Origin of the sequence: Vibrio iocasae, assembly GCF_042245395.1 — a bacterium.
Classification (GTDB): Bacteria; Pseudomonadota; Gammaproteobacteria; order Enterobacterales; family Vibrionaceae; genus Vibrio; species Vibrio iocasae.
Map to the genome: position 1 here is coordinate 235,157 of NZ_CP145310.1, position 24,607 is coordinate 259,763.

At 44.0% G+C, this 24,607-nt stretch carries 26 protein-coding genes and 1 pseudogene; 13 read left to right on the forward strand and 14 right to left on the reverse strand.

Annotated features, from left to right (window positions below):
* Nucleotides 1–81: 81 nt before the first annotated feature.
* Genes SNR28_RS01055 through SNR28_RS01065 form a run of 3 tightly spaced genes read left to right on the forward strand, consistent with a single transcriptional unit; the run spans nt 82 to nt 1,420 of the window.
* Nucleotides 82–327, forward strand: coding sequence for a DUF2798 domain-containing protein (locus tag SNR28_RS01055; protein WP_375749170.1), 246 nt, complete (start codon nt 82–84; stop codon nt 325–327).
* The gene (locus tag SNR28_RS01060; RefSeq protein WP_375749171.1) at nt 324–881 is read left to right on the forward strand and encodes a hypothetical protein; all 558 of its coding nucleotides are present in this window, start codon (nt 324–326) and stop codon (nt 879–881) included. The genes SNR28_RS01055 and SNR28_RS01060 overlap by 4 nt, the downstream gene beginning before the upstream one ends.
* Nucleotides 878–1,420: a carboxymuconolactone decarboxylase family protein gene (locus SNR28_RS01065; protein WP_375749172.1), complete on the forward strand. Its 543-nt coding sequence runs from the start codon at nt 878–880 to the stop codon at nt 1,418–1,420. The genes SNR28_RS01060 and SNR28_RS01065 overlap by 4 nt, the downstream gene beginning before the upstream one ends.
* 50 nt (nt 1,421–1,470) lie before the next feature.
* Here the strand turns inward: SNR28_RS01065 and SNR28_RS01070 are convergent, their stop codons facing one another.
* From SNR28_RS01070 to SNR28_RS01080, 3 genes are all read right to left on the reverse strand, one after another.
* The gene (locus SNR28_RS01070; RefSeq protein WP_375749173.1) at nt 1,471–2,076 is read right to left on the reverse strand and encodes a DUF899 family protein; all 606 of its coding nucleotides are present in this window, start codon (nt 2,074–2,076) and stop codon (nt 1,471–1,473) included.
* An 87-nt stretch (nt 2,077–2,163) separates the two neighbouring features.
* Nucleotides 2,164–3,144 carry a Gfo/Idh/MocA family protein gene (locus tag SNR28_RS01075; protein ID WP_375749174.1) on the reverse strand — a complete coding sequence of 327 codons (981 nt, stop codon included), beginning with the start codon at nt 3,142–3,144 and terminating at the stop codon, nt 2,164–2,166.
* 19 nt (nt 3,145–3,163) lie between these two features.
* Nucleotides 3,164–3,478: a putative quinol monooxygenase gene (locus SNR28_RS01080; RefSeq protein ID WP_375749175.1), complete on the reverse strand. Its 315-nt coding sequence runs from the start codon at nt 3,476–3,478 to the stop codon at nt 3,164–3,166.
* Nucleotides 3,479–3,579: 101 nt separating this feature from the next.
* On the opposite strand from SNR28_RS01080, the gene SNR28_RS01085 reads away from it, so the two are divergent.
* On the forward strand, nt 3,580–4,464 hold the full coding sequence (locus SNR28_RS01085; RefSeq protein ID WP_375749176.1) for a LysR substrate-binding domain-containing protein: 885 nt from the start codon (nt 3,580–3,582) through the stop codon (nt 4,462–4,464).
* 77 nt (nt 4,465–4,541) lie between these two features.
* Here SNR28_RS01085 and SNR28_RS01090 read toward each other — a convergent pair whose 3' ends face one another.
* Nucleotides 4,542–5,867: a 6-phospho-alpha-glucosidase gene (locus SNR28_RS01090; RefSeq protein WP_375749177.1), complete on the reverse strand. Its 1,326-nt coding sequence runs from the start codon at nt 5,865–5,867 to the stop codon at nt 4,542–4,544.
* Nucleotides 5,868–5,956: 89 nt separating this feature from the next.
* Nucleotides 5,957–7,543, reverse strand: coding sequence for a PTS transporter subunit EIIC (locus SNR28_RS01095; protein WP_375749178.1), 1,587 nt, complete (start codon nt 7,541–7,543; stop codon nt 5,957–5,959).
* 229 nt (nt 7,544–7,772) lie between these two features.
* On the opposite strand from SNR28_RS01095, the gene SNR28_RS01100 reads away from it, so the two are divergent.
* Together SNR28_RS01100 and SNR28_RS01105 are read left to right on the forward strand one after the other, a co-directional pair.
* Entirely contained in the window at nt 7,773–8,918 is a 1,146-nt protein-coding gene (locus SNR28_RS01100; protein WP_375749179.1) for a glycerate kinase, read from the forward strand.
* A gap of 53 nt (nt 8,919–8,971) precedes the next feature.
* Nucleotides 8,972–9,703, forward strand: a complete 732-nt coding sequence (locus tag SNR28_RS01105; protein ID WP_375749180.1) for a GntR family transcriptional regulator — start codon at nt 8,972–8,974, stop codon at nt 9,701–9,703.
* An 11-nt stretch (nt 9,704–9,714) separates the two neighbouring features.
* Here SNR28_RS01105 and SNR28_RS01110 read toward each other — a convergent pair whose 3' ends face one another.
* The gene (locus SNR28_RS01110) at nt 9,715–10,875 is read right to left on the reverse strand and encodes a tetratricopeptide repeat protein (protein ID WP_375749181.1); all 1,161 of its coding nucleotides are present in this window, start codon (nt 10,873–10,875) and stop codon (nt 9,715–9,717) included.
* A gap of 248 nt (nt 10,876–11,123) precedes the next feature.
* On the opposite strand from SNR28_RS01110, the gene SNR28_RS01115 reads away from it, so the two are divergent.
* Complete coding sequence (locus SNR28_RS01115) at nt 11,124–11,414, forward strand: putative quinol monooxygenase (RefSeq protein WP_375749182.1); 291 nt, start codon at nt 11,124–11,126, stop codon at nt 11,412–11,414.
* Nucleotides 11,415–11,507: 93 nt separating this feature from the next.
* Nucleotides 11,508–12,428, forward strand: coding sequence for a LysR family transcriptional regulator (locus SNR28_RS01120; protein WP_375749183.1), 921 nt, complete (start codon nt 11,508–11,510; stop codon nt 12,426–12,428).
* 47 nt (nt 12,429–12,475) lie between these two features.
* Here SNR28_RS01120 and SNR28_RS01125 read toward each other — a convergent pair whose 3' ends face one another.
* From SNR28_RS01125 to SNR28_RS01140, 4 genes are all read right to left on the reverse strand, one after another.
* Complete coding sequence (locus SNR28_RS01125) at nt 12,476–13,261, reverse strand: substrate-binding periplasmic protein (protein WP_375749184.1); 786 nt, start codon at nt 13,259–13,261, stop codon at nt 12,476–12,478.
* Between the two features lie 209 nt (nt 13,262–13,470).
* Nucleotides 13,471–14,397 (reverse strand): LysR substrate-binding domain-containing protein, encoded by a 927-nt coding sequence (locus SNR28_RS01130; protein WP_375749185.1) that lies wholly within the window; start codon nt 14,395–14,397, stop codon nt 13,471–13,473.
* A gap of 96 nt (nt 14,398–14,493) precedes the next feature.
* Nucleotides 14,494–14,880: a hypothetical protein gene (locus tag SNR28_RS01135; RefSeq protein ID WP_375749186.1), complete on the reverse strand. Its 387-nt coding sequence runs from the start codon at nt 14,878–14,880 to the stop codon at nt 14,494–14,496.
* 159 nt (nt 14,881–15,039) lie between these two features.
* Nucleotides 15,040–15,924, reverse strand: a complete 885-nt coding sequence (locus SNR28_RS01140; RefSeq protein WP_375749187.1) for a DUF4437 domain-containing protein — start codon at nt 15,922–15,924, stop codon at nt 15,040–15,042.
* 283 nt (nt 15,925–16,207) lie between these two features.
* On the opposite strand from SNR28_RS01140, the gene SNR28_RS01145 reads away from it, so the two are divergent.
* From SNR28_RS01145 to SNR28_RS01155, 3 genes and pseudogenes are all read left to right on the forward strand, one after another.
* Nucleotides 16,208–16,834 carry a flavodoxin gene (locus SNR28_RS01145; protein WP_375749188.1) on the forward strand — a complete coding sequence of 209 codons (627 nt, stop codon included), beginning with the start codon at nt 16,208–16,210 and terminating at the stop codon, nt 16,832–16,834.
* A gap of 117 nt (nt 16,835–16,951) precedes the next feature.
* A pseudogene (locus SNR28_RS01150) lies at nt 16,952–17,212 on the forward strand (DUF4405 domain-containing protein); the annotation flags it as partial.
* A 372-nt stretch (nt 17,213–17,584) separates the two neighbouring features.
* Nucleotides 17,585–18,073, forward strand: coding sequence for a DUF3299 domain-containing protein (locus tag SNR28_RS01155; RefSeq protein WP_375749934.1), 489 nt, complete (start codon nt 17,585–17,587; stop codon nt 18,071–18,073).
* A 12-nt stretch (nt 18,074–18,085) separates the two neighbouring features.
* Here the strand turns inward: SNR28_RS01155 and SNR28_RS01160 are convergent, their stop codons facing one another.
* Nucleotides 18,086–19,000: a LysR substrate-binding domain-containing protein gene (locus tag SNR28_RS01160; RefSeq protein ID WP_375749189.1), complete on the reverse strand. Its 915-nt coding sequence runs from the start codon at nt 18,998–19,000 to the stop codon at nt 18,086–18,088.
* Nucleotides 19,001–19,107: 107 nt separating this feature from the next.
* Here SNR28_RS01160 and SNR28_RS01165 point away from each other — a divergent pair, with 107 nt between their 5' ends.
* The gene (locus SNR28_RS01165; RefSeq protein WP_375749190.1) at nt 19,108–20,106 is read left to right on the forward strand and encodes a zinc-binding alcohol dehydrogenase family protein; all 999 of its coding nucleotides are present in this window, start codon (nt 19,108–19,110) and stop codon (nt 20,104–20,106) included.
* A gap of 52 nt (nt 20,107–20,158) precedes the next feature.
* On the opposite strand, the gene SNR28_RS01170 is transcribed toward SNR28_RS01165, so the two are convergent.
* Nucleotides 20,159–21,652, reverse strand: a complete 1,494-nt coding sequence (locus tag SNR28_RS01170; RefSeq protein ID WP_375749191.1) for an AGE family epimerase/isomerase — start codon at nt 21,650–21,652, stop codon at nt 20,159–20,161.
* A 547-nt stretch (nt 21,653–22,199) separates the two neighbouring features.
* Between SNR28_RS01170 and SNR28_RS01175 the strand changes: the two genes are divergently transcribed.
* A complete protein-coding gene (locus SNR28_RS01175) occupies nt 22,200–22,733 on the forward strand; it encodes a hypothetical protein (RefSeq protein ID WP_375749192.1) in 534 nt (177 codons plus the stop codon).
* Between the two features lie 113 nt (nt 22,734–22,846).
* Here SNR28_RS01175 and SNR28_RS01180 read toward each other — a convergent pair whose 3' ends face one another.
* Nucleotides 22,847–23,887 carry a hypothetical protein gene (locus SNR28_RS01180; RefSeq protein ID WP_375749193.1) on the reverse strand — a complete coding sequence of 347 codons (1,041 nt, stop codon included), beginning with the start codon at nt 23,885–23,887 and terminating at the stop codon, nt 22,847–22,849.
* Nucleotides 23,888–23,900: 13 nt separating this feature from the next.
* Nucleotides 23,901–24,599 (reverse strand): 4Fe-4S dicluster domain-containing protein, encoded by a 699-nt coding sequence (locus tag SNR28_RS01185; RefSeq protein ID WP_375749194.1) that lies wholly within the window; start codon nt 24,597–24,599, stop codon nt 23,901–23,903.
* Nucleotides 24,600–24,607 lie beyond the last annotated feature (8 nt).

Below are 24,607 nucleotides of genomic sequence, written 5' to 3' on the forward strand. Positions count from 1 at the left end.
TGTTGTTTGTTTTTGATTGTTTGGATTCTGATTAAGATCACTGTATCGAATCGTTAACCAACTTCTGGACAGAGACAACATATGAAGAAATTCCCTCGCAAGCTGCAGTACCCTCTTATGGTTTCTATGGTACTTCCGACCATGTTACTTGGTATGCCAGCCATTATGGCATTTAAAAACTTGCCGCAAGATATGTCGTTCATCAATGCATGGTTGAACGCTGTTGGTCAGGTTGTTCCATATGCACTTATGTTACTTGCAGTTGTGGCACCAACGGTACGTTTGTTCGTGACTAAAGTTCTGTTAGAGCCGGAGCAGAAGCAATGAGTACACAATTACTGACTGAACTTACGTTAATTGGATCGGTTTTTCTGATTTCCTGTATCGCTTTTCGTTCATTTCGTAAGTCAAACACAACTGGAAGTGAAAAAGCGGAAAAACTCCTTACGGGGCTACTTGGTGCGTTTTTGACAATGGCTGGTATGGCCAAGTTTTTTGACCCATTCACAGGCATGTTTACCTCTCAGATCGCAATGAGTGGTTTGCCTTTTCCTCTACTGGCGCGATGGGTTGGGCAGTTGGGGGAAATTTTAGCAGGGCTACTGTTCTTAACCGCATTGTTGGCTAGCGGAAGGCTATCTGATACGTCAGCAAAGCACCTTATCTATGGTGCAACGCTACTAACAAACATCATTATGTTGGTTGCGATTTATGTTCATCTTAACCCTGACGTTCCGGCAGAAGTATTGCCACTGCAATCCAAACCTCCCGTGTTAACGCTGATTGTCATGTTCATAACGGGGGTTAACTATTACCTATACCAGAACAATCGAATATCGATTAATAACAACTATTCACTATCAACTGGAGCAAACAAATGAGCCATTTCACTATTCATAACTTAGATACTGTACCTGAAGAAAGTAAGCAGACACTTGAGAAGGTCAGCAAACAATTTGGAATGATTCCAAACTTGTTAGGTACTCTTGCAGAGGCTCCGGGAATACTGGATGGATATCTAACTTTGCATCAGCTTTTCGCTAACTCATCATTTAATGCGGAAGAGTTAACGGTGGTGTGGCAAACCATTAATGTTGAACATCATTGTACCTACTGCGTTCCGGCTCATACTGGCATTGCTCACTCGATGAAAGTCGATCCACAGATCACTAACGCATTACGCAATAAAGAAACAATGCCAAATGAAAAGCTGCAGGTACTGCATGAAACAACCTTGGAGATGGTACGCAGTCGCGGCAATATAACTGATGAGCAAATGGAAAAGTTTTTTAACGCAGGCTTTACGCAGCGCCAGATGCTGGAGATAGTGCTTGGACTATCTCAAAAAGTAATCAGTAACTATGTAAATCATCTGGCAAAGACGCCAGTGGATAAGGTTTACGAGAAATTCGCTTGGTAGCATAAAAAGAAGTGGCGCTCAGAGTTTGTACTGTGAGCGCCATTTGCTAATTACTCCGACAGATTCTCGCCACCATCATCCATCTTGGCAGGACGCTTCCAGTAGTTATATTGAGGTGTCCAGTCGGCAGGGCTCATGCCTGCTAATCCGAGCAAACTCCACATAGAGCAATAGAGGTCACCAGGACCAAATATGCAGGCGCTTCTTCTGTATATCCGGTCGCCTTCTTTCTCATATACAACGGCACCAGGCATATTGTCCTCACCCTGCAAGACAGTCTGCTCTTTTATGTAAGCCCCACCTTCATGAGAAGCCATATTGAACCGCCATCCTCTTGAGTTCGCAAACTGTCGCTGTATCTCTGGGGTGTCTTTTGATACTAAAACAACAGACATGGTGGACTCTAAGTGAGGGATAAAGCCGTTAAACCCATCAGCCCAAAGTGTGCAGTATCTACACCCTTGCCCCATGTTGTGTATAACCAGAAGCTTGTCTCTGTTATCAAATAGCCCAAGCAGAGATACATCGCCATTGAGTGTTTTGAAGTTGTAGTTTTGAACTTCATCTCTGTCTGGGTTGTGTTTACGTAGATCAACAAGCTTTTTGTTCAGCTCGTAAATCTGCTGTTCGAGTACCTGAATTTCTGAGTTTGCCATAATGACTACCCTCACATCTGTTGATTAACGGTTCAGATGAAATAAGCGTAGTCAGTATGGTGATGTTCGCCAGTGTTGGTGTAAAGATTATTTGGTGATACTTGCTTCTTCCCAAGAAGTTAACAACTGCATGATCTCTTTCGAGGCTTTATGTGTTGCTTTTGGAAACTCTAATTCTTTGGCCCCTTGCTGGACAGCTTCACGGATAGCTCTTACCTGATATAAGAATGCATCACCATCAGCGTCAACTTCGATAACCTTCTTCTCAGTCTCGTAAATCTCTACCTCAAGCTGGTTCTTTGCAGCAGGCAACCAAGGGTTCGAACTGAAAGTCAGGCTACCCTTGCTGCCCAGAACCGTGAAACCGTGCTTTAGACCGTAGTCTTCAGCAGTATGAATTTGCAGGTTTATCTTGTCAGCAAAGCGGAACGTCGCACTTGATTCACAGATATTGCCATCTTTGCCTTTTCTGCCAAAACCAGATATCTGAAAATCCATTACCTCTTGGTCATATAAAGTCTGACTTAGAATCAGATAAGCCAAAGACATCGGGTAACAACCCAGGTTGTATAACGCACCTTTGCTATCTGGATTCACGAACTCAGAGATGGCCGCAATGTAAGAAGCCTGAATTGACTTGATCTCACCAATTTCGCCGCTTTTTAGCACTTCAAGTGCTTTTTGAATTAGCGGATGGCACATATACATCAGTCCTTCAGCAAAGAACACATTGTTTTCTGTGACTGAAGCGAGCGCCTGATGCGTCTTCTCCATATCCACAGAAAGTGATTTTTCGCACAGAATGGCTTTGCCTGCTTTAGCTGCTTTTTGGATGTATTTGTGATGCAGGTGATTTGGTAGTGCGATGTAGACAATATCCACTTCAGGATCTTCGATCATTGCCTGATAGTCGGTAAAGGTTTTCGCGATGTTGTGCCTTTCAGCAAACTCTTTCAGTCGGGTTTCAGAACGTCCGCTTACTGCGTAAATCTTGCTTTGCTCATCGCCTTTGATAGCTTCTGCCATTACATCCGAGATAAAGCTGGTGCCAATAATTGCCCATTTCATACTGTGCTGCCTTCTAGTTTTATTCTGCTGTCAGTTCGCTAAGAGGGTAGGTTTCGCTAGCCCACTTTAGCTCGGTAATTTCTTTGCTGAAAAACGCCTGAGTGTGAGGTGCCTTAAAATGTTCAGCAAAAGCATCTTCGTCTTTATAGATTTCCCACAAAACGATCTTTCTTGGGTTCTCTCTATCTTGATGTGCGACCGCCATTTCGCAGCCAGGCTCACTGTTCATATCCAGACAAAACTGGTTAATTTCCGCGATACCAGTAGCCAGATCAATTTCGTCTTTAATCCGTATTTCTGCAGTAATAGATAGCTTCTTTTTTGAATTTTGCATAGGTCCAGGTTTTTGTTGCGTAGGGGATAAGCCAATATAATTGTCGCGCTTTAATGAATAAACTACACTGTGGTTATCTCTTAATAAACTCAGAGTTTATAATGGACAAGCTTAAAAGCATGCAGGTGTTCGTGTACGCGGTGGATAGTGGCAGTTTTCGCAATGCTGCAAACCATTTTGAACTGTCTGCCACCATGGTTGGTAAGCATATTCAGTTTTTAGAGTCGTCGCTGAACACTCGATTGCTAAACCGGACAACCAGAAAGCAGTCGCTGACGGAAAGTGGACACATCTATTACAAAGAATGTAAGCGGATAATTGATGAAATCGCGTTGGCAGAAAACCGTATCCACACGTTAGAGAACACCCCTATGGGAACCATTCGGGTGAACTGCCCGGTAAGTTTGGGAAGTGAGTTGTTGGCTCCCATCGTGGCTGACTTCCTGCAAACTTATCCGTCACTTAATGTAGAACTGACTCTCGATAACTCGCTTATTGATCCATTGTTATCAGATGCGGATGTATTGCTTAGAGTGGGTGAGTTAGCCGATTCATCTCTGATAGCCCGTAAAGTTGGTGAGTATAAAATGCACTTTTGTGCGGCTCCATCGTATGTAGATCGAATGGGGACTCCTGACTCCTTAGACGATTTACAACATCATGCGTGCCTTGGTTTTGTATTTAGTCAGGGCCAGACAATGCAGAGTTTGAAGCTGGAAACGGATGCCTTTAATCGTTCCAACACAAGACTGGCATCCAATAACGGACATGCTCTGAAGGCAGCATCGATATATGGTGCAGGTATCGCGTTACAACCCGATATTTTGGTGAGAGAAGATATAAAACAAGGATTGCTGGTGGATTTGCTCGAAGAGTGTGTGCCGGAACCTAAGCCTGTTTATCTGATGTATCGCAACAGGGAGTTGTCACTGAAGAACCGGACTTTTGTTGACTACATGATTGAAAGGTTGAGTGAGCTTCTTTGACCGTGAAATCAGAACAAAAAAACCTCACTCCGAAGAGTGAGGCAAAAAATTAGGCTTTGTATTAGTCGTTTATAGGATTACTTAAGCTCTGGCCAGTAATCTTTGTTAGCTTCGATAAGAGCATCAAGAACCTGACGCGCTTTCTTAGCATCAACAACTGTGCGGTTAAGCGTTAGCGCCTGAAGAGCTTTGGTATAAGAACCTTCAAACCATGCTTCTACAGTCAGACGTTCGTAAGCAAACTGCTGCTCGATCATGCCTTTGTAGAAGGTTGGGATCTTACCAACACCGTATGGGCGAGGGCCGTTAAAGCCTAGCTCAGCAGTTACCTCAACCATAACATCGTCATCAAGGTTGGCTACAAGGCCATTGTTTTCAAGGATAACGACAAACTTACGCTTCTGGTTAAATGCGATAGACTCTGCCACCTCAACAATCATGTCACCGTGTGCATCGTTGTGTACAACCGTAGAGTTTTGAGTTGTACCATCAATAACCGCTTGACGACACTCGTCAAATACACGCTTCTCACGACCATCCATTACTTCGTTTGCACGAGTATACTCAGGGTCTAGCTTAGAAAGCTTGTACTCCGGGTACAGGTAGTACTGAAGGTACGTGTTTGGCAGGTAGTCCGGGAAGTCACGAAGCATGTCAGCAACGGCTGCGTAAGTATCTAGCCAAGACTGATCGCGCTGCTCAGCGTCAACTGGCATAAAGCCATTTTCAGCGATGTATGCTTTCAACTTAGGTGCTAGATCTTCGCCTTCCTGATTGTAAAGGTGAGTGAACCAACCAAAGTGGTTAAGGCCGAAGTATACTGGATCGAACTCATCAGGATTCACATCCAGAAGACGACCGTATGAACGAAGTAGGTTCACTGGCTGGTCACAGATGTTAAGAATACGTTCATCCTGTGGGAAACGTTTCTTAAGTGCATCTGCCACGATTGCAGCCGGGTTCGTGTAGTTAAGAATCCATGCTTGTGGAGCGCGAGCACGAACATCTTCAACCATCTCTACCATGTCACCGATAGAACGCAAACCGTATGCGAAACCACCAGGACCACACGTTTCCTGACCGATTACACCATGAGCCAGAGGAATTTTCTCGTCCTGCTCACGCATCTCATAACCACCAGTACGCATCTGGCAAAGAACGAAATCCATATCTTTATACGCAACGTCTTTATCTATTGTGTATTCGAACTCCAATTCTGGGTACTCTTCAGAGAAAAGTAGTTTTGCGTACTCACCGATTACTTCCTGACGGCCAGCGTTCACATCAAACATTACCAGGCGCTTAAGAGGGAAAGATTCTTTACGCTTACAAAGCGCTTTAAGCAAACCAGGAGTCCAGGTTGAACCACCGCCAACCAATACGATATTAAAAGCTTTAGTCATGATTACATCTCACTTAACAAATTTGATTGCGGACCCCGGAACAGCCGGGGTCAAATATTTAACAGAGTAGGGGGAAATAAGAGTCCGTATTAAGCCAGAGCTCGTTTCACGTCATTGGCAATAGCTTCTACCTGAGGACCGTAGATAACCTGTACATCAACGTCGGTTGCACGTTTGATACCAGAGGCACCTGTTGCCATTAGTGAATCATCCTTAATCTTGTTCATATCTAGAACCTTTACGCGAAGACGAGTAAAGCAGTTATCTACAAGTTGGATGTTGTCTGCACCGCCAAGACCTTCGATGATCTCTTTTGCTTTCTCAGAAGCAGGCATTGCATTAATGGTGACTGTCTCAGATTCATCTTCACGGCCTGGAGTCTTAACGTTCATCTTCAGAATCACAGTGCGGAATACGAAGTAGTACAATGGGAAGTAGCAAGCACCAAGGACGAGTTCATACCACCATGCCGTTTGAGTGCCACCTAGTACACCGAATACCAGGAAGTCAATCACACCACCCTGAACGTTACCGATAATCACACCGAACACGTCCGCCAGTGCGAAAGACAAACCAGTCATTACTGCATGGAAGATGTATAGAATTGGTGAAACAAAGATAAAGCTGAACTCTAGTGGCTCTGTGATACCTGTGGTGAAAGAGGCCAGTGCACCAGCCAGTACCAGAGCTTTTACGCGAGTTTTGTGTTCTGGACGAGCACAGTGGTACATCGCCAGAGCAGCACCAGGTAGTGCAAACATCATTACTGGAATCTTACCCTGAGCAAGGAAACGAGAAGCTTCGCGAACTGTTTCAAGACTCATAGAGCTTGGATCTGCCAGCCAGGTGTTGAAGATGCTCAGCGCACCAACAATGCTTTCGCCGTCTACTGTTGCAACACCACCGATTGGGGTAAAGCGAACAGTTTCGTTCAGGATGTGGTGAAGACCAGTAGGAATAAGAAGGCGTTCAGTGAATGCGAACAGGAATGTACCAAAGCTGCCTGCTTCACCGATAAATTGACCAATGCTCGCGATTGCTGCACCAATAGTTGGCCAGATGAACGACAGGAATACACCTACAAGCGGAAGAACGATAACAGTAATAATCGGCACGAAACGACGGCCACCAAAGTAGTTGATCGCTGTTGGCAGAGTGATTGTGTAGAAACGGTTGTGCAGGAATGCAGTAATAAGGCCAGCAATAACACCACCCAGTACACTCATGTGATAGGTGAAGATACCTAGCGTGCGGCCAAACTCCGCTGCGTACATCATTGCAGATGTACGATCCATACCCTGACCTACAAGATAGTCAACAGAAGTGGTTGCCGGGGTAAGGCCTTGAGCGAGTAAGCTGTAGTTCACACCTACGTGCATGGCAATAAAACCAACGATAGCAGCGAATGCCGCGGTTGGTTTTTCGTCTTTTGCCATACCGATAGCAGCAGCAACAGCAAAAAACAGAGGAAGGTTACCAAACAGGGAACCAGATACTTTACGAATGAAACCAAGGATCAACTGAACAACTTCCAGCTGGTTAAACCCTTGACCTGTGATGTTCGGGTTTTGAAGTGCGGCAGCTAAACCAAGGAAGATACCAGCAGCAGCGATGACCGAAATCGGCATCATCAGCGCCTTTCCTAAGTCTTGCAACTTAGACCCAAAATTCTTCATAACAAAGATACTCCATGTGTAATTTTATGTTTTTTGATTCAGATGTTCTGTTTATGTGGTGCATTAAACGCGCTTTGTGTATAGTTGTCTATACAAGTTATTTGTCAATGTGATTGGAATCACATTCTGTATTTGAGTAAATTATCAGGTTATAGAATGTAATAAACTTGATATCTAAATTAACTTGTTGATTTTAAATAGATAAGTCCAAAGGTTGAAAACAAGAAGTATGAAGATAGTTATTGCTCCAGATTCCTACAAAGAGAGTTTAACTGCCCTAGAAGTAGCAGAATCGATAGAAAAAGGGTTTAGAAAATGCCTGCCTGAAGCCGAATATATCAAGGTTCCTATGGCTGATGGCGGAGAGGGAACAGTTCAGTCGCTCGTTGATGCTACAGGAGGCTCATTCGTCGAGTTGAAAGTCACTGGTCCTCAAGGTAAATCAGTGAACGGATTCTTTGGTTTAACCGGAGATAAGAAAACCGCAATTATTGAAGTCGCTGCTGCTGCAGGTTTACACCTTATTCCGGTAGAAGAAAGAAACCCAACCATTACTACTTCGTATGGTGTCGGTGAGCTCATTAAATCCGCGCTGGATAATGGTGCAGAAAAGCTGATCCTGGGGTTAGGGGGTAGCGGCACCAATGATGCCGGCGCAGGTATGCTTTCTGCGTTGGGTGCGAAGCTTCTAGATGTAGACGACCAAGAAATCGCGTTTGGTGGTGCGGCACTGAAGTACTTAAACCGTATCGAGCTAACCGATATCGATGCGCGACTTTCTCAGGTCGAGATTGTGGTTGCTTGCGATGTTGATAATCCGCTTTGTGGGCCGAAAGGAGCAAGTCATATTTTTGGACCACAGAAAGGTGCAACCTCAGAAATGGTACTTGAGCTAGACGACGCGCTTTCTCACTTTGCAGATGTTCTGGAATCTCAGGTTAATAAAACGATAAAAGAATTCCCGGGTGCCGGAGCAGCTGGTGGTATAGGTGCAGCGCTTGTCGGTGCTCTGAATGCAGAGTTGCGCTCAGGTATCGAGATTGTAATGGAAGCAGCTGGTCTGAAAGAGCAAATGATCAGAGCTGATCTGGTTATCACTGGTGAGGGAAGAATCGACAGTCAGAGTATCCACGGCAAGACTCCCGTGGGTGTCGCTAAGCTCGCTAAGGAACTTGGTTTACCAGTTATCGGGATCGCAGGTAGTGTTTCGCAAGATGTTGCAGTGGTTCATGAGCACGGGATTGACGCTGTTTTTAGCGTGGTGAATGGTGCCTGTACACTGGAAGAAGCATTCAGAGACGCAGCCGCTAATGTTGAACTGACTTCTCGAAACGTGGCGGCAATGGCGGCTGGATTCGTTAAGTTGTCTAGATGACTAGATCAAGTTAGTATTACCAGTAACAACGGCTTTAGAGAATACCAATAATTATGATAGACAAACATTCCCCAATTCCTATTTATCTTCAGATAGAGCAATTACTTACGGAAAAAATCACCAAAGGTGAACTGGCTCCGGGGGATATGTTGCCATCAGAACCTGAGATGACCGAGCTATACGGTGTATCCAGAATGACGATTCGTAAGGCCGTCGATTACCTTGTAAGACAGGGTGTTGTTGAAAGGCAAAGAGGAAGAGGCACATTTGTGGCTGAGGCAAGAGCTGAGTTCAAAATGTCTCTTCCACTGGATAAACACCTGACTTCCAGTGAAGTGGCTGAGTTTCTGAATGCCCCTATCCAGAACAAGCTACTTCATCTTTCCAAAGAGGTTGCCAGTGAACAAGTAGCAGAAGTGCTAAAGATTGAGGTAGGTTCCCCTGTCTGGCTGATGACGCGCTTGCGTCTGATTGGTGATACACCTTTTGTGTATGAAAGTACTCATATGCTGTATGAACCGTTTAGGGATCTTTCGGAAGATGATTTGAATGGTTCTAAATACTTATATGTAGAAAAGTTGGGCTTCAAGGTCGCAGGAAGCCAGAAGCAGATCCGTGCAGAGCTACCTTCACAGGAAGTTCGCCAACTGCTTGGTTTAAGACGTGACGAACCCGTTTTAAATGCAATCTCGACAGCCTATCTGGAAGATAATGTGCCGTTTGAAGTATCGAGCATCTATTACAACCAGGAGTACTACACTTTTACCCTTAGTAGTGACAGATAAGCAAGCAATACTTATCCGTTCATATATGTTCCTAGTGAGACTAAAAGAAATACCAGGAAACTAATCGTTTTTGGAAAATACCAAAACAACACGATACCAACTGAAGCTGCGAGATATTGGAAAATTGAAGTCCAAGACACATCAAATATGACCTTAATTGCGGCAACAATGGCAGCAATTACTGCTAGAGGAGCGACAACGAGCAGGATCTCTCTTAAGGATATTTCTGATGAGATAATTTCTTCTAGCTCCTTGTCCCGACGTCGCTTCTTTTTAGCTGGTGAACTTTCGGTTTCTTGAGGTTTAACTTGCTCTTTTTCTGTCGATTCTTCGGTACTCTTTGTTAACGGGGTTTGAGCATTGTCCTGGCTTAATTCTGTTAATGCTATTTGAGCTTCTTCATGCCCATTATCTGAAGCGAGTTGCAACCATTGTTTAGCTAGGGAGGCGTTTTGCTCCACTCCATCTCCGTCCCGGAACATCAATCCAAGTTGATATTGTGAAGAGCGGTGGCCCTGCTCTGCTGCTAATGAGTACCAGTGCAGTGCTTTTTCTGTGCTTTTTTCTATCCCTAAGCCCCCATGAAAAAGAGCGCCAATGTTGTTTTGAGCGACAGCGTTACCTTGTTCTGCGGCTAGTAAGGTCCATTTTGCTGCTTCGACTGGGTCGTAATCTACACCAACACCAGATATATACATGCTACCTAGTTGCGCTTGACCGTCAGGGTCTCCTTGTTCAGCGGCCGCATGAAGTAACTTCATAGCTTGTTGATAATCTTGATCTACGCCATCTCCATCAGCGAACATGATACCGAGACATACTTGAGCATGGGCACTACCAGCGTTTGCTGCCTCAGAATAAAGCTGCGCAGCTTGCCTATAGTCCTGAGGTACATTCGTACCTTGATAATATTGCGCTGCACGAATATTCAAGGCATTGAGATCTTCTTGCGACAAGGCTTTTGCTGAGCTAGTTTCGTAATGCAGTTGCCAATGGTTTCTTTGGCACAAGTTAACAACAAATCCATTGACTTCCGCAGCTGAAAGACCAAGCTCGGTCCCTTTTTTGATGATATGGTTCATCTCAGCTTCATCGATTACCCCATCAGTCGCAGCCGCTTCTGTAATTAACTCTATTGTTGTCCATTTAGAGTGGTTATCTTCCTGATTCATGTATACCCCTGAAAAGTGTGCGGTTTATATCCTTGCAAACTGCTATTGAGTAATGTATCAAACTAACAATTTAATGATTGCTAGGCTATAAGAAAAAACGCCTTGATTTAGCATAGACAGTGAAATGGTATTATTATCAAATAATATTTGATAAAGATTCCAATGTTAGGCTGTTTTTGGCGTAGTTATTCAGGGCTATTATTACCCTCGTTGACACAGACAGACTCACTGAAACAGAGGAAAGAATAATGGCTAAGCTGACTATCGTTGCGAACATCATTGCGAAAGAAGACAAAATTGAACTGGTAAAAGCGGAGCTTCTTAAGCTTATCGATATTACTCGTGCTGAAGAAGGTTGTATCAACTACGACCTTCATCAGGATAACGAAGATCCAAAACACTTCCTATTCTATGAGAACTGGGAATCACGTGAACTTTGGCAAACTCATATGGGTAACCAGCACCTTAAAGAGTATATGGAAGCAACAGAAGGCGCAGTTGAAGTTTTCACTCTTAATGAGATGACTCAAATCGCTTAAATGCTCAGATGGTATGATTGCCAGAGAAATAATTCAAAAGGCTGACTATTTTTATAGTCGGCCTTTTGTGCGTATATAAAACAGGAGCAAAAGATGCTTTTAGAAGACTTGCAGGTTGTATTAAAGGTTGCGGAATTCCGTAGCATTACCGCTGCGGCTACAGCGTTAGATATGAGAACGGCAACTGCCAGTGCTGCTGTAAAGCGGGTGGAAGCATCTTTAGGATCTGAACTGTTTGTGCGCACTACTCGCCAGTTAAGATTGTCTAGTGCAGGTGAGCGTTACCTGCCAGAGTGCGAAAAAGCATTAATGATGCTTGATCGTGCCAAACAGAATATGCGGGAAGATCTGGATATTCTGGATGGAGAAATCCGTATATCGCTCTCGTCCGATTTAGGCCGCAATCTGGTAACGCCCTGGCTGGACGAGTTTATGGATGTAAACCCTAACGTCACTCTTAGAAGCAATATCAGTGACAGCAACATCGACTTTTACCGTGATTCAATTGATATGGCTTTGCGTTATGGCTCTCCTAATGACTCAAATATGTACGGTTTTAAGATTTGCGATGTACCCCGTCTTTTATGTGCTACCAGAGGGTATCTAGAACAAAATGGTGCGCCAGAACATCCTGATGATCTGTCTTCGCATAACGCTTTGCTGTATCAGTTACATGACACCTTGCAGGATAACTGGAAGTTTTCTAATGGTGATAGTGAAATCAAGGTCAAACTCAAAGGAAACAGGGCATCGAACGACGGAGACCTGGTTAAACGGTGGTGCGTTGCTGGTAAAGGCTTAGCTATTAAATCTTGTCTGGATATGTCTTCAGAACTGATTTCAGGAACCGTTGTAAATGTTATGCCCGAGTTCAAACCAACGCCTACGGAGCTATGGTTGATATGCCCAAGCAAGCAGTCTATTACTCCGGGAGTAAGGCAACTTAGGGATCTATTCAGACAGAAGACGAATGATGTTTTATCTCAGCTGTCTGAAAAAGGGATTCTGATTTAATGTGATGACATATTCTCGCGCGTTTGCTTAAGAACAATTAGGTGTTGTTACTTTTCGGAATATTCGGGGATGTAATAGGGGGCTTCAGCCATTATTTCCTGGTACTTTCCCTGGCTAACGAGCTTTAATATCGCGTTGGTGAACATACTGGATAATAAAGCACCTTCTTGATTAAACTGGAATGCAAAGCTGCCACCCCAAAAGTCAATAACGTCGCCATGATGGGTGTCGTCCAACAATCCTTGGGTTTTAAGCATTGGTACCCATCCGGTTTGTATGATTGCTGCATCGGCTCGTTTGGCTTTGAGCATTTTGGGTACTTGCTCATTGCTGTTAACTTTTATCCATTCGATACTGGAGTTATCAACCATACCATTTGGTACCCCGTAACCGCGGGCACTAACGATGGTCTTCCCTTCTAGTTCTTGAACATTATGAAAAACAGGGCCATTTTCACGGGTAAAAATGTAGTAGCCCCCCATGATGATTGGCATTGAAAATACAGGCAGTTCCTTATAGCCATGGGCCTTAGCGATTTCTACGTCATCAAGGATAATGAAGGGCCAGACAATATCAACAACACCATCACTGAAAAGCCTTAAACACCGTTCAGCCGGAGCTATTTTAAGTTCAAATTCGTGGTTAGATTTTTCACTAACGATATTGATAACTTCTTGATAAAGCGAACGTAAGGGTTGAGGGCCACTCTTGTCCTCCGTGATTCCTCCGGGGATATTTACGGTACAGGTTTTGAGCGTCTTTGCATGAAGGATAGTTGGGTTAAATGCTAAACCCAGAATGAGTAACATGGAGGCAACTGCTTTACTCTTCAAATCTTGCTCCGAACAACGGCCATACCATTTGTAGTGTTAAACTAAGATATGCAAATTATAGCTTAGTTTTTGAATTGGCTGTGTTGGTGTGCATAAAGTGATAGGTTAATCCGTCTATTCAAATCAAAAGATGATTTGAATAGGGAGTTATTCGAATCAAAGAGTGATGCGAATAATACAGCTATTCACATCACTCTATGTTGATACTGTTACAAAATACCTTTTTCAGTTAACTGAGCTAACAGTGCATTGCAGTTGCCTTTCAGCTTATCTTTAAGCAAGCGAGTCGCCGGGCTAATCGATTGTTTACAAGGCATTACCAGCCACAGTTCTGTGGGTGAGGGTGTAAAATCGGGCATAACAGGGACAAGGTTGCCTGATAATAAATCGGCTGAAACGTCCAGACAGGACTTAATTGCAAGCCCCTTTCCGTCAAGGCACCAGCGACGAACCATATCCCCATCGTTGGCAATATGTTTACTGCTCATTTTAATCTTGTACTCTCTTTTGCCTTTTGAAAAAGTCCACGCATCATGCGTTGTATCGTACAACTGATACAAAACTCCCTGATGCGAAAGCAAGTCATCCGGGTGTTTTGGAGTTCCATATTTTTCTAAATAGTTTGGTGATGCGCACAATACATGTGGTACATCACATATTTTGAACCCATAGAGATACTGGTCATCGAGTGCTCCACTACTTACATAGCGAAGGGCGACATCAACAGAGTCACGATAAAAATCTGTAACACTGTCACTGAGGTTAAGCCTGATCCCAAGGTCAGGGTAATCCTGTACTAAATCGCTAATCCATGGCGCAACCAGATTTCTGCCTAAATCAGATGAAACTGCCACTCTTAACTCACCGTCAATAATATCCTGTTCAGTTTTAAGCTGTTGTTTGGCCTGCGCAAGTGTGTGCAGAGCTTCTTCGCACTTTGGCAGGTATCGTTCTCCCGCACTGGATAAGCGAAGGTTCCGCGTGGAACGAATAAATAGTTTTGCACCTAGTGCGGTTTCTACTCGTTTTAGAGCAGTACTGGCAGATGCGGTGCTTATATCGAGTTTTGAAGCTGCGGCAGTAATGGAGTTAAGCTCTGCTACCTTAAGTACAAGCTGAAGATCTTCTAAAAGCATTGTCTTTCACATTTTCTTTTTATTGGGGGGAATCAATAACGCAGAGGAAGTTTGACCTCTAGCGCATTAATAATGTGTAAAAAATGAAATGAAAAACTAAGCTATCGGTGGGCGAAATGGCTGTTCGGTAGTGTTGCGGGTTTTACCTAGCTGGACGTCGTTATATAGTGCGAGTGATGTTGACTGAACATTAATAACATCAATCAGTTGAGTGTTGCTGAATGGAGTCAAAACCGTTGTAGAGAACGGGCAGTGGCAAGCAGATTGAGTATCGTTCTTTGCTACCTGCACAAGTTCTAGTTTTGAAGCAGCTTTGGAATCTTCACTTCGTTGGCAATCAAAAAGTGCGGCTTCCAGTTTATAGCCAGCGACACTGATAGTAGATGAGTTGGAAGCGTAAATCGCAGACACACCAAAAACTATTGTCAGCAACGAGGCGAACAATAATTTCCAGTTTGAAAATGTGCGAATTAAAGTGGTCATCTGGTATCAATAAACGATTTATTCACAGAGCAATTTAACATTCACATTGTGAATGAGTAACCTGCTTAAAGTAGAAACACTATTAAGAATAATTTGATAATCATAGATTTGCCGCGCAAATAGCGCGGCTGCTAGCAAGATACGACTCTAGAGTAATAATTAAGAAGAAACGACGCTGTACTTACCATTTGTACGAATGTAGATGATGCTCTCTTCGTTCTTTGAGCTTTCAAGTTGATGTACAGACTGACCGTCAGAACCAAAGAAACTGCCCGGTTCAAGCGTCTTAACTTCGTTGGAACCTGGTGCCTGATGCATTGTGTTGCCTTTCACAGTTATCGCATGGATTGCCGTTCCTTCGGTACGTAGTTCACCTTTAAATCCAGCAGGTAGTTTTATAAAGCTGCCGTTGATTTTTCCTTCTGTCATCTCACCCCAAAGGAAGGCAACTTTAGGTGCATCGTTAGCATCTTCAACACCTGCTTGGTCTAGCCAGGTGATATCAGCTGCATTCAGCCAGACGATGTTTGACTCGTCGATGTTCATTGGAGCGCTATCGCTTGGATATTCGTCTTTCTTGGCGCTAGGAAGTACCAAATATGGGCCTTGTTCTATTTCGATGTATGCAACAGGGTGTTTTCCTCTTGCTCCGGTAACATGAACTTCGCCTTTTGGCTGTGTCCATACCGAGCCAGCTGGCATCCACATGTCATCTGCGTTTGGATCGTCATTGTGAAACTCGCCTTCGATAACGATGGCACGATAGTTAATATTGTGGATATGAGGAGGAGACAGGAAACCATCCACCGGATTTAGCAGATACCCTGTGGCACCGTAACCGTTTCTGTCACCCCATAAGGTGCCGGCTTTAGGGCTCTTATCACCTCGGGCAGGGTTTAGCGCTTCCCAGTTGACTTCAGAGTTTAAGACAACCTTAGATACCGGAGTTGTCGTTTGTTCTGGAGAGTTATTCTCTGTTGTTGCGATGCTGGAGCAGCCAGAAGTTATCGCAGCTACTGTCGCGACGGTTATAAAAGCTTTCATAAACTAACCTTAAAGTTCAATAAGTCTTGTCGTCAGAAATTTAGTGGTGAACATTTTTTGATTAAATAGCGGACAACTAAAGGCTGTGTTAAAAAATATTGAATAATAGCCCGAAGCCTTACCTGTCAATGGCTGCCATGATTATCAAAAATTATTGAACTCTCTATCAAACACCTCTGTGTTTAATCTCGCTCACAAAAAGGCATGATCTGTTCTGAGCTAAGTTTGCTGCAATCTTGAACAAAACCTTATACAGATGCAGTGGTAATACAGGTAATGAGTGATGAGTAAAACAGAGTCCCGTAGAAACTTTATTAAGGCTATGGCTGGTATAGCAGCAACAACTGTCTGCGGACTAGGAGTGAGCTCCCGTGCCGCGGCTGATGGTTTAGATTCTGCACAAATACCTGCGGAAAAGATTCTGATTCTTTATTTTTCTCAAACAGGCCGGACACGGTATTTAGCCAATGAAGTCCACAGAAGAACGGGTGGGCAGATGGTAGAGATCAAAACGGTGATACCTTACAAAGGCACCTATGATGAGCTTACGGTAATAGCTAAAGCGGAGCAGAGAAGAAAATACCGACCGGACTTAGCTACCGCCATTCCTGACTTAGCTCAGTTCGATACCGTGCTACTAGGGTTTCCAACCTGGTGGTCAACGATGCCGATGGCAATGTTCACCCTGCTTGAACAATATGATTTCTCAGGCAAGACACTTATTCCTTTTGTTACCCATGGTGGTTCTGGTCTTGCTCGTGCACCAAAAGATATCAGGGCGATTTATCCTAACAACACCATACCCGCTGGGCTGGCCATTTATGGTGACGATGTAAAAGATAGCTATAACCAAACTAAGATTAATGACTGGCTCGATGGTCTTGGTTTACTAAATCTCAGAGAGGTGTAGATGAACAAGTCTTATCCAGTGTACTTGTTAATAGATACCTCTCTGATCCTACTTCTGCTTATTGCAATGGCAAACTTGCTAACGGAAAACCTGATTCACGAGATTGTCGGGATGGGCATGTGTCTGGTCATCCTGTATCACACCGCTTTGAATTTCCAGTGGTATAAAAGCTTGTTCAGAGGGCGTTACAACCTCCACAGAACGGTAAATACCGTTGTGAATCTGGGTTTGGTCTCAGCCTCGCTGGTGACTTTGGTTACGAGTGTAATGGTCTCACAGTCATTGTTCAGCTTTTTAGGGCTTGACGCGAGCATGTTTGTCCAAACGCTTCATACAACGGCAGCTTACTGGCTGGTGGTGCTGACGGGGGCGCACATTGGGGTTCAATGGCCCCGGTTAGTGAACACAGTCAAGCGTACATTCTCTCAATCCAAAGCCGAGTATCGCTATCCATTGCTGAAGTGGCTGATCGCAACCTGTGTTTTCGTCCAAGGAATTTTCTCTTCATTCGAACGCGACATCGCAACCAAGTTATTTCGCGGTGATGCATACGGTTGTTACTGGGATTTTGACGAATCGGTACTAGGGTATTTTTTACATCTGATTGCAATCATTGGCCTTTATGCCGTCTGCTCGCGTGGTGTGATTCTGCTTATCAAGAACAAACGAACTAACTGCAGGAAAGATCGCTCGCGCAGCAGACAACTCTCGATAGGAAATAATATGAGTTCTTTTTTTACATTGTGTTTGATGGCTTGCTTACTTGTACCTACAGCACATGCGGCAGAAAACTCAGCTCAAAAAGATGAGATTCTAGAACTCAGTTGGCTAGACCTAATTCCAGAGAGTGAGAGGGGCAAATTCACCGATCTGTCTATGCCACCATTGGAGCACAGCGGAGAGGCCGCTTTGCAGTCTAAGTACGGTAGCGTAAGGCAAGATTTAAGTGGCAGCAACGTTAAGATTCCGGGTTTTGTTATTCCCTTAGAAGGCGATTCTGACACGGTTTCAGAGTTTCTTCTGGTGCCTTTTCTTGGTGCTTGCATCCATGTTCCGCCACCTCCGGCAAATCAGATTATCTACGTAAAGTTTGAAGATGGTGCTCCGTTTCAGGACTTATGGGATGTTGTTTATATAACCGGAACAATAAAAACAGAATCGACCATGACAGATGAACTGGGAGCTGAGTCGGGATATGTAATCGATGGTGTTTCGTTAGAAGCTTATGATCCAGCTTAATTCAATGCGATCTTAATCAGAGTGTGTCAGGTAGTCACTGATACGCGATTGCAAAAACTCTTTGAGTTGACGTACTGCAGGGCTGTACTGGCTTCGGTTAGCAAATACCATATAGAGTGGTGCAGGTTCTCCTCGCCACTCTGGGCATAACTCTATAAGAGCGCCACTCTCTAGATCATCGGCAACATCGATTAGTGATTTATATGCGATGCCTTTACCGCTTTTTGCCCAATGACGAACGACATTCCCATCACTTGCTTTTCGGTTCCCATCTACTGTTATTTTTATTTCCTCACCAGTTAAAACGTGAGTGAAGCTCCATTTAGAAAGTAAGCCCTCATTGACAGAAAAGCAGAGGCAGTTGTGATCACCCAACTGCTCTGGATGCACAATATCCAAATGCTGGTTAACGTAAGATTCTGATGCGCATAGAATCCGACGATTATCTTTTGCTATAGGCATTGCGATAAGCGATGAATCAGATGGCTCGCCAAAACGTAACGCAATATCAACCGAATGACTGTAAATATCTGCATAGCTGTCCGATAGGTGGACATGAATAGTAAGGTTTGGATGTATATCCATAAACTCGTCTAACAAAGGAATGAGGAGCTGTCGTCCGGTATCTGAAGGCATCGATATTTTCAGCAAACCCGATAGTGACTGATTTCTGTTTTCTATCGTGGCTAGCCCTTCCTGCAGTTGCTCTATCGCTCTTGTGCAGTAAGGAAGATATTGCTCTCCCTGCTCGGAAAGTCGGAGCCTTCGTGTTGAACGGATAAACAGACTAAAACCCAGATCCGATTCCAGCCTTTGTACTGCTTTGCTAATCGCTGCAGGCGTTTGACCAAGAGATCGTGCGGCTTCTGAAAAGCTATTAACCCGAGCTGTTTCTATGAAAACCTTAATATCTTGTAGAGATTTCATTTTCAAATATCTGTTAAAAGTGTTTTTCAATAATGGCAGTTTTTCAAAAAATTGTCGTCAATTATTATTGGCGTCAACAGCATAAAATGAACCCAGCGGAGATACTTATGAAAGCCATCGGTTACCAGCACTCTCTACCAATCAACAAGTCAGCATCACTATTGGATATAGAATTACCCAAGCCAGAAGTATCGGGCAAAGACCTGTTAGTAAAGGTTGAAGCGATATCCGTTAACCCGGTTGATACAAAAGTAAGGATGCGTGTTGAGCCTGCGGAGGGGGAACACAAAGTGCTGGGATGGGATGCGGTTGGCATCGTCGAACAAGTTGGTGACCAATGTTCTTTGTTCAAGCCTGGTGATCGTGTGTGGTATGCCGGAGATTTAACTCGTTCGGGAACGAACGCTGAATATCAGTTGGTGGATGAGAGAATCGTGAGTAAAGCTCCTGTAACACTTTCTAATGCCGAAGCAGCAGCGCTACCACTAACTACGTTAACGGCTTGGGAAATGCTTTTTGACCGTCTGGAAGTGGACGCGGAAAGCCCAAAAAGTATCTTGATCATTGGTGCCGCTGGTGGAGTGGGCTCAATCATGGTTCAGCTTGTGAAGCAGCTGACAAACTTAACCGTGATAGGAACCGCTTCCCGACCGGAAACATCAGAGTGGCTTAAAGAACTCGGTGCTGATCAGGTGATCAATCACCATAACCCGTTAAGCGAAGAGCTAGGGCAGGAAAACTGTGTCGATTATGTTGTGAGCCTAAATGGCACAGAGCAACATATGAGTGAAGTTGTGAAAGTCCTCAAACCTCAGGGTAAGTTTGGTCTGATTGATGACCCACACGAGTTCAATATCCTTCCTCTAAAGCAAAAAAGCATTTCTCTTCACTGGGAGTTTATGTTCACGCGCTCGCTTTTCGAAACTGATGACATGGTTGAGCAACATAAGATTCTAGGTGCTGTGGCAGGCATGATTGATGAAGGACAAGTTCAAACAACGGTAGGTGAACATTTTGGGGTGATTAATGCTGAAAACCTAAAGCGTGCCCATGAGCTTTTAGAATCCCAAAAAGCAAAAGGAAAAATTGTGCTGGAAGGGTTTTAAGCACACAAGAAAAAGGCGGTTCTCACCGCCTTTTTTCAATAAGAGCCTAGCTTTAGTTCTTCTTGATTGGAGAGATGTTCTCATACTGCACTCTCTGCCCACTATGCTGTGATTCCAATGATATCGGTTCGATATCCAGAATATCGGCTGAGAAGTAATACGGTTGGAGTGCTTTGTCAGTTGGTTTATCCAGTGCGTAGTAAAGCGTCGCTGGCTTGCCTTCATATTGGCTGGCAAACAGGTAACCGATCAAAGCATGTTCAAATTGATGGTAGCCATTTCCCCAATGAAAGGCTTTGGTTGATTTTGGACCTAGCCCCACACCACCGTATTTATGGTCAACCCAAACATCCATGTAGGTTGGCAGAGTGTATTGAAGCTTATCTGTTTGAGAGTCATCAATTAACGAAACTGTCATTGCGGCCTGATCCAGTTCCGCCCATTCCCATGAGGATATCCATCTGTTGTACGGACGACTCATCCAACTTACGATGTCTGTTCCGACCCAGTTCAACTTAAACTCATTGCTAAAGAAATCTTTAACCTGGCTATATTCCACTTGATAACTGGCTCTTGAAAGCGTTGTTTGTATTCCCTCTACTGCAAATTCTTTCAACTCTTCATTTCCAGTAACCTGAGAAGTCAGCAATGTCATCCAGTAAGCCTTGATGGTATGGCCAAAATCATTGTGCCGGGCATCCTGCATCATGACTGCTTTGTGATGAATTGCCCCATAAAAACGCGATTCTTCAGCGGAATGATAATGCTCCATCATTTGCTGAGTTAACCAGTTCAAATCTTTCAGCCATGTGGCCTTTGCGGGTTCCGGTAAAAGTGGTGCCACGAGCAATAAGTAGGCATTGATTTGATCAAGCTGAGCAACCAGTTCGCGTTGTTTAGTGCTTTGACCATCTCCGTCTTTCAGTACCCAAGCTAGACCAGTCCCGTCACCCAGGCGATATTGGTCAAATATGAAGGCTTGTTGTTTTATCAGGGTTTTTTCGACTTTTTTGTCTCGGGTTAGGTAGTAATACATAGCGAGGCCGACAAGCGCGTATGCCTGATCCTGAACCGTTCTTTGCCGCCAGTTCAAACCGGGCTTATTTTCTTTGGTGAACGATACAAAACCGCCGTGCTCCTTGTCCTGAAGGTTATCAACTAGGTAGTAGGCACCTTTCCTCGCCAGTTCAAGGGCCTGTCTGTTTCCAGTTAAGTGATAAATCACACCGTAGGCATAGGTTTGACGAGATTTCATCCGGGTATATTCACGCCCAAAGTTGGGTGATATCCAGTCTGCATTTAACTCGGGGCAGATATCGGTTACATCCAGAACAGTTCCATCATCACATCGGAAAGTTGGGAAGTTTCCTATTGGATGCCCTTGCGCTGACTCCATCATCCAATAGGGCATTAATCCTTGTTCTACATGTTTCAGCCATTGTTGACTGGAGGGTAGTGGAAGCGCATTACGCTCAGCAAAGCTACATTTAGAGAAGAGTAAAGCCAGAATACTTGCGGTGAATGCAGGTATAATTTTTCTTTTCATTTTTCTAACCATCTGAAATTTTTATTTTAATGTATTCCAAACGAGTTACGCATTTCGTCTGTTACGTCTCATAGTCACAACCTGCTTTGAAAAGACTAGAGTGTGTGAAAGAGAAATCGGATAAGCAAATAGGGTGGGATGTACGGTTTATGTGACCTATGGCTAGTTTTCAAGCAGTGAGAGGACTTAAAACTATCATTAATCCATAAATGTTATAACATAACATTTATGGATTGTTGCATAAGTTTGATCCTAAATTTGGCTTGAATGGTGAGGGGATCGGGATAGCTAAACTAGGTGACAGATTCATGCGCTCCCCCTAAGAGGCGATATCAGAAATGGTATCGCCTTTTGCTTTTTTGCAGCCTACGCATCCATCCCATCACTGCATTATCCCAAATACAATGTGGATTTTATTCATAATTTTGTTAGGTAGCGGGCATTAAAATCTCTTTTGTTTTGAGACGAGAATCTAATTCGGTGAGAGTCGTTAGTACTATCATAGAGCTTTGAATTAGATGATTTTGCTTAGCTCAAGGAAAGAGAAATGATAAGAATAAAAGCATTTTTACTCATAATGTTAATACCACTTTATCTCAATGCTCAGGAAACACATTATTCAGATACGTGCCAAACGGCGATTACTTTCAAGGCTGGAGAATCCAATAGGTTAATACATACTCTCACGGATCCTTTTGGCAAGATAATCGCTCGAGAAAACGAGGGGGAGGAACTGAACGAGAGCAACTTCGTCCCATTCCAAGGAAACTTTGATAAAGGCCGTTTTTTCTATGGGCAGGGAATGGTTTTAATGGGTCATATCTGGGAATGCTCAGAATACAGCACTGAAGGTGTATGCCTCGGTCTATGTAGATCTCCTCAAGGTATGGATTACCAACAGCTATATATGTCACAGGTGGATAAAAACTGTGTAGAACTGGCGGGACCTGTTCCCGAAGGTGAATTTGAGATTTCCTATAGAGATAAAGTTCGCTCTAAATGTACCGTTGTCGTAAAGCGACCAGTTAATGTTTTGGAAAAGATAAAGCAAGTCAGACTGGAGTATTCGAAAAGTCATTAACTATGGATAGATAGCTCACCTCCAATAGGTGATTCTTAGAGTTGGCTTTTAGCAAATATAACAAAGCGGCTAGTTCTTTATGAATAGCCGCTTTGCGTTTTTATAGCGAGCGTTTAAGCAATAGCTTCTTTTTCTTCACTGTTAGAAGGTGCAAACGCTCTCAAGACGTAGAAGCATAGGTAAGCCACCGAACAACCGAAGATAAACACGCCAACTTCTGCAATGTTCGGCATATAAGCCTGAGTCGTATCAAACCATGTCTGCTTTGGACCAAGTGCTTGTACCTGCCCCTGAATAACGAATGCGAGTTCGGTATACAAGATAGTTGGTAGGGCAATCAGCGCACACAGCTGCGGAGATGATTTATACAGCACGGCTGAGACGGCCAAAGCAAAAGGTACCAGTAAACTTAGCCACTGCATTTCAGCAGGAATGCTGCTGCGAGTCAGGTATACCGCTTTGACGACAAGCAACATAGCAAGCAACGCAAGAACGATTCTGCCGGGCAGCACTAATACATCCCTTTTATCACTTGTTAGCAAAAGTGGTGCAACGCACAACCCAGATGCCAGAGCGAAAGTGAATGTTAGAACAGATGCATCCATACCGTAGTAACCTACACGACTGATGGCAGTACCAAACACGCTACCCAGTACCAGAGATGCCGATACAGCGATTACCAACGTACCAACTGATAGCCAGCGATCAAAGCTGAATTTGCGTCCACTTAGTAGCGCAAATAGCTTGATACCTAACAAGCCAAGTTCAATTGAATATAATGTACCCATCCACCAGATTGGCGATGTAGGGTTCGGCGTAATAAGCAGCCAGAACACATTCAGAAATGAACCCAGCTCTGTTGCTAGTGATGCAAAAGCTCCGATTAGCAGAGAAAGTGCAGTGATAAGCAAAATAGACTTATGTGCTTTAATCACTTGGTTACCAATCAGTTCACCACCAGTAAGCAGTATAGAGATACCGGTGCTAGTCAGCGCGAGGAAAATATAGCTAACTAATGGTAGCGTCCATATCATCGCGTCGTTAGTTGCAAAGGATGGTTCGATAAACCACTCTTCAATTGCGAAGTAACCGCCAAACAGTAAACCGATAGCCGCAATGCTTAACAATAAAAGACTGCCTTTTTTGTTTTCCATGTTATCTCTCCTGTTAAGCCCTTTGTGGGGTGTATTTGCGGATATAGAACACCTTACTGCCCGTACCCAATTCCGGTTTTAGTGGCTTACCATCGTATTTACGGATTAGACGGGAGACTTCACTGTTTGGATCATCCAAATCACCGACAACTCGAGCATTTGAAGGGCAGGCATCGACACAAGCCGGATTCAGACCTTCTTTTAGGCGGTGATCGCAGAAGGTACATTTTTCCACAGTACCGCGCTTACGAAGTACAGGGTATGTGTTCGCTCGCTCAGGGTTACTTTGCGGACTTCCTTCGCCACCAACTTCTTCAATCATTTTGATTGGTGTAAACGTACCGTCAGCCAATCCTTTATCGCTCTGCCAAGCTTTGTGTGGACTATCCCAGTTAAAGCTAATGACACCGTAAGGGCAGTTCACCATACACGCTTTACAACCGATACATTTATCCGGATCGTGAAGTGTCAGGCCGCCTTCTCCCTTGTGCATTGCCTGAGTAGGACAACCATTTACACAAGGTGCATCCTCACAGTGATTACACATGGTGGATACATACTCAAAACTCACATCAGGAAATTTGCCCTTAGTGGTTGTGATTTTGTCACACCAGTTGATATCGGCTGGTGTATTGTTTTCGGCCTTACAAGCGAAAACACAGCCAGTACAACCGACACATTTTTGTTGATCTATGACCATTCCGAAACGCATTGCTTAAC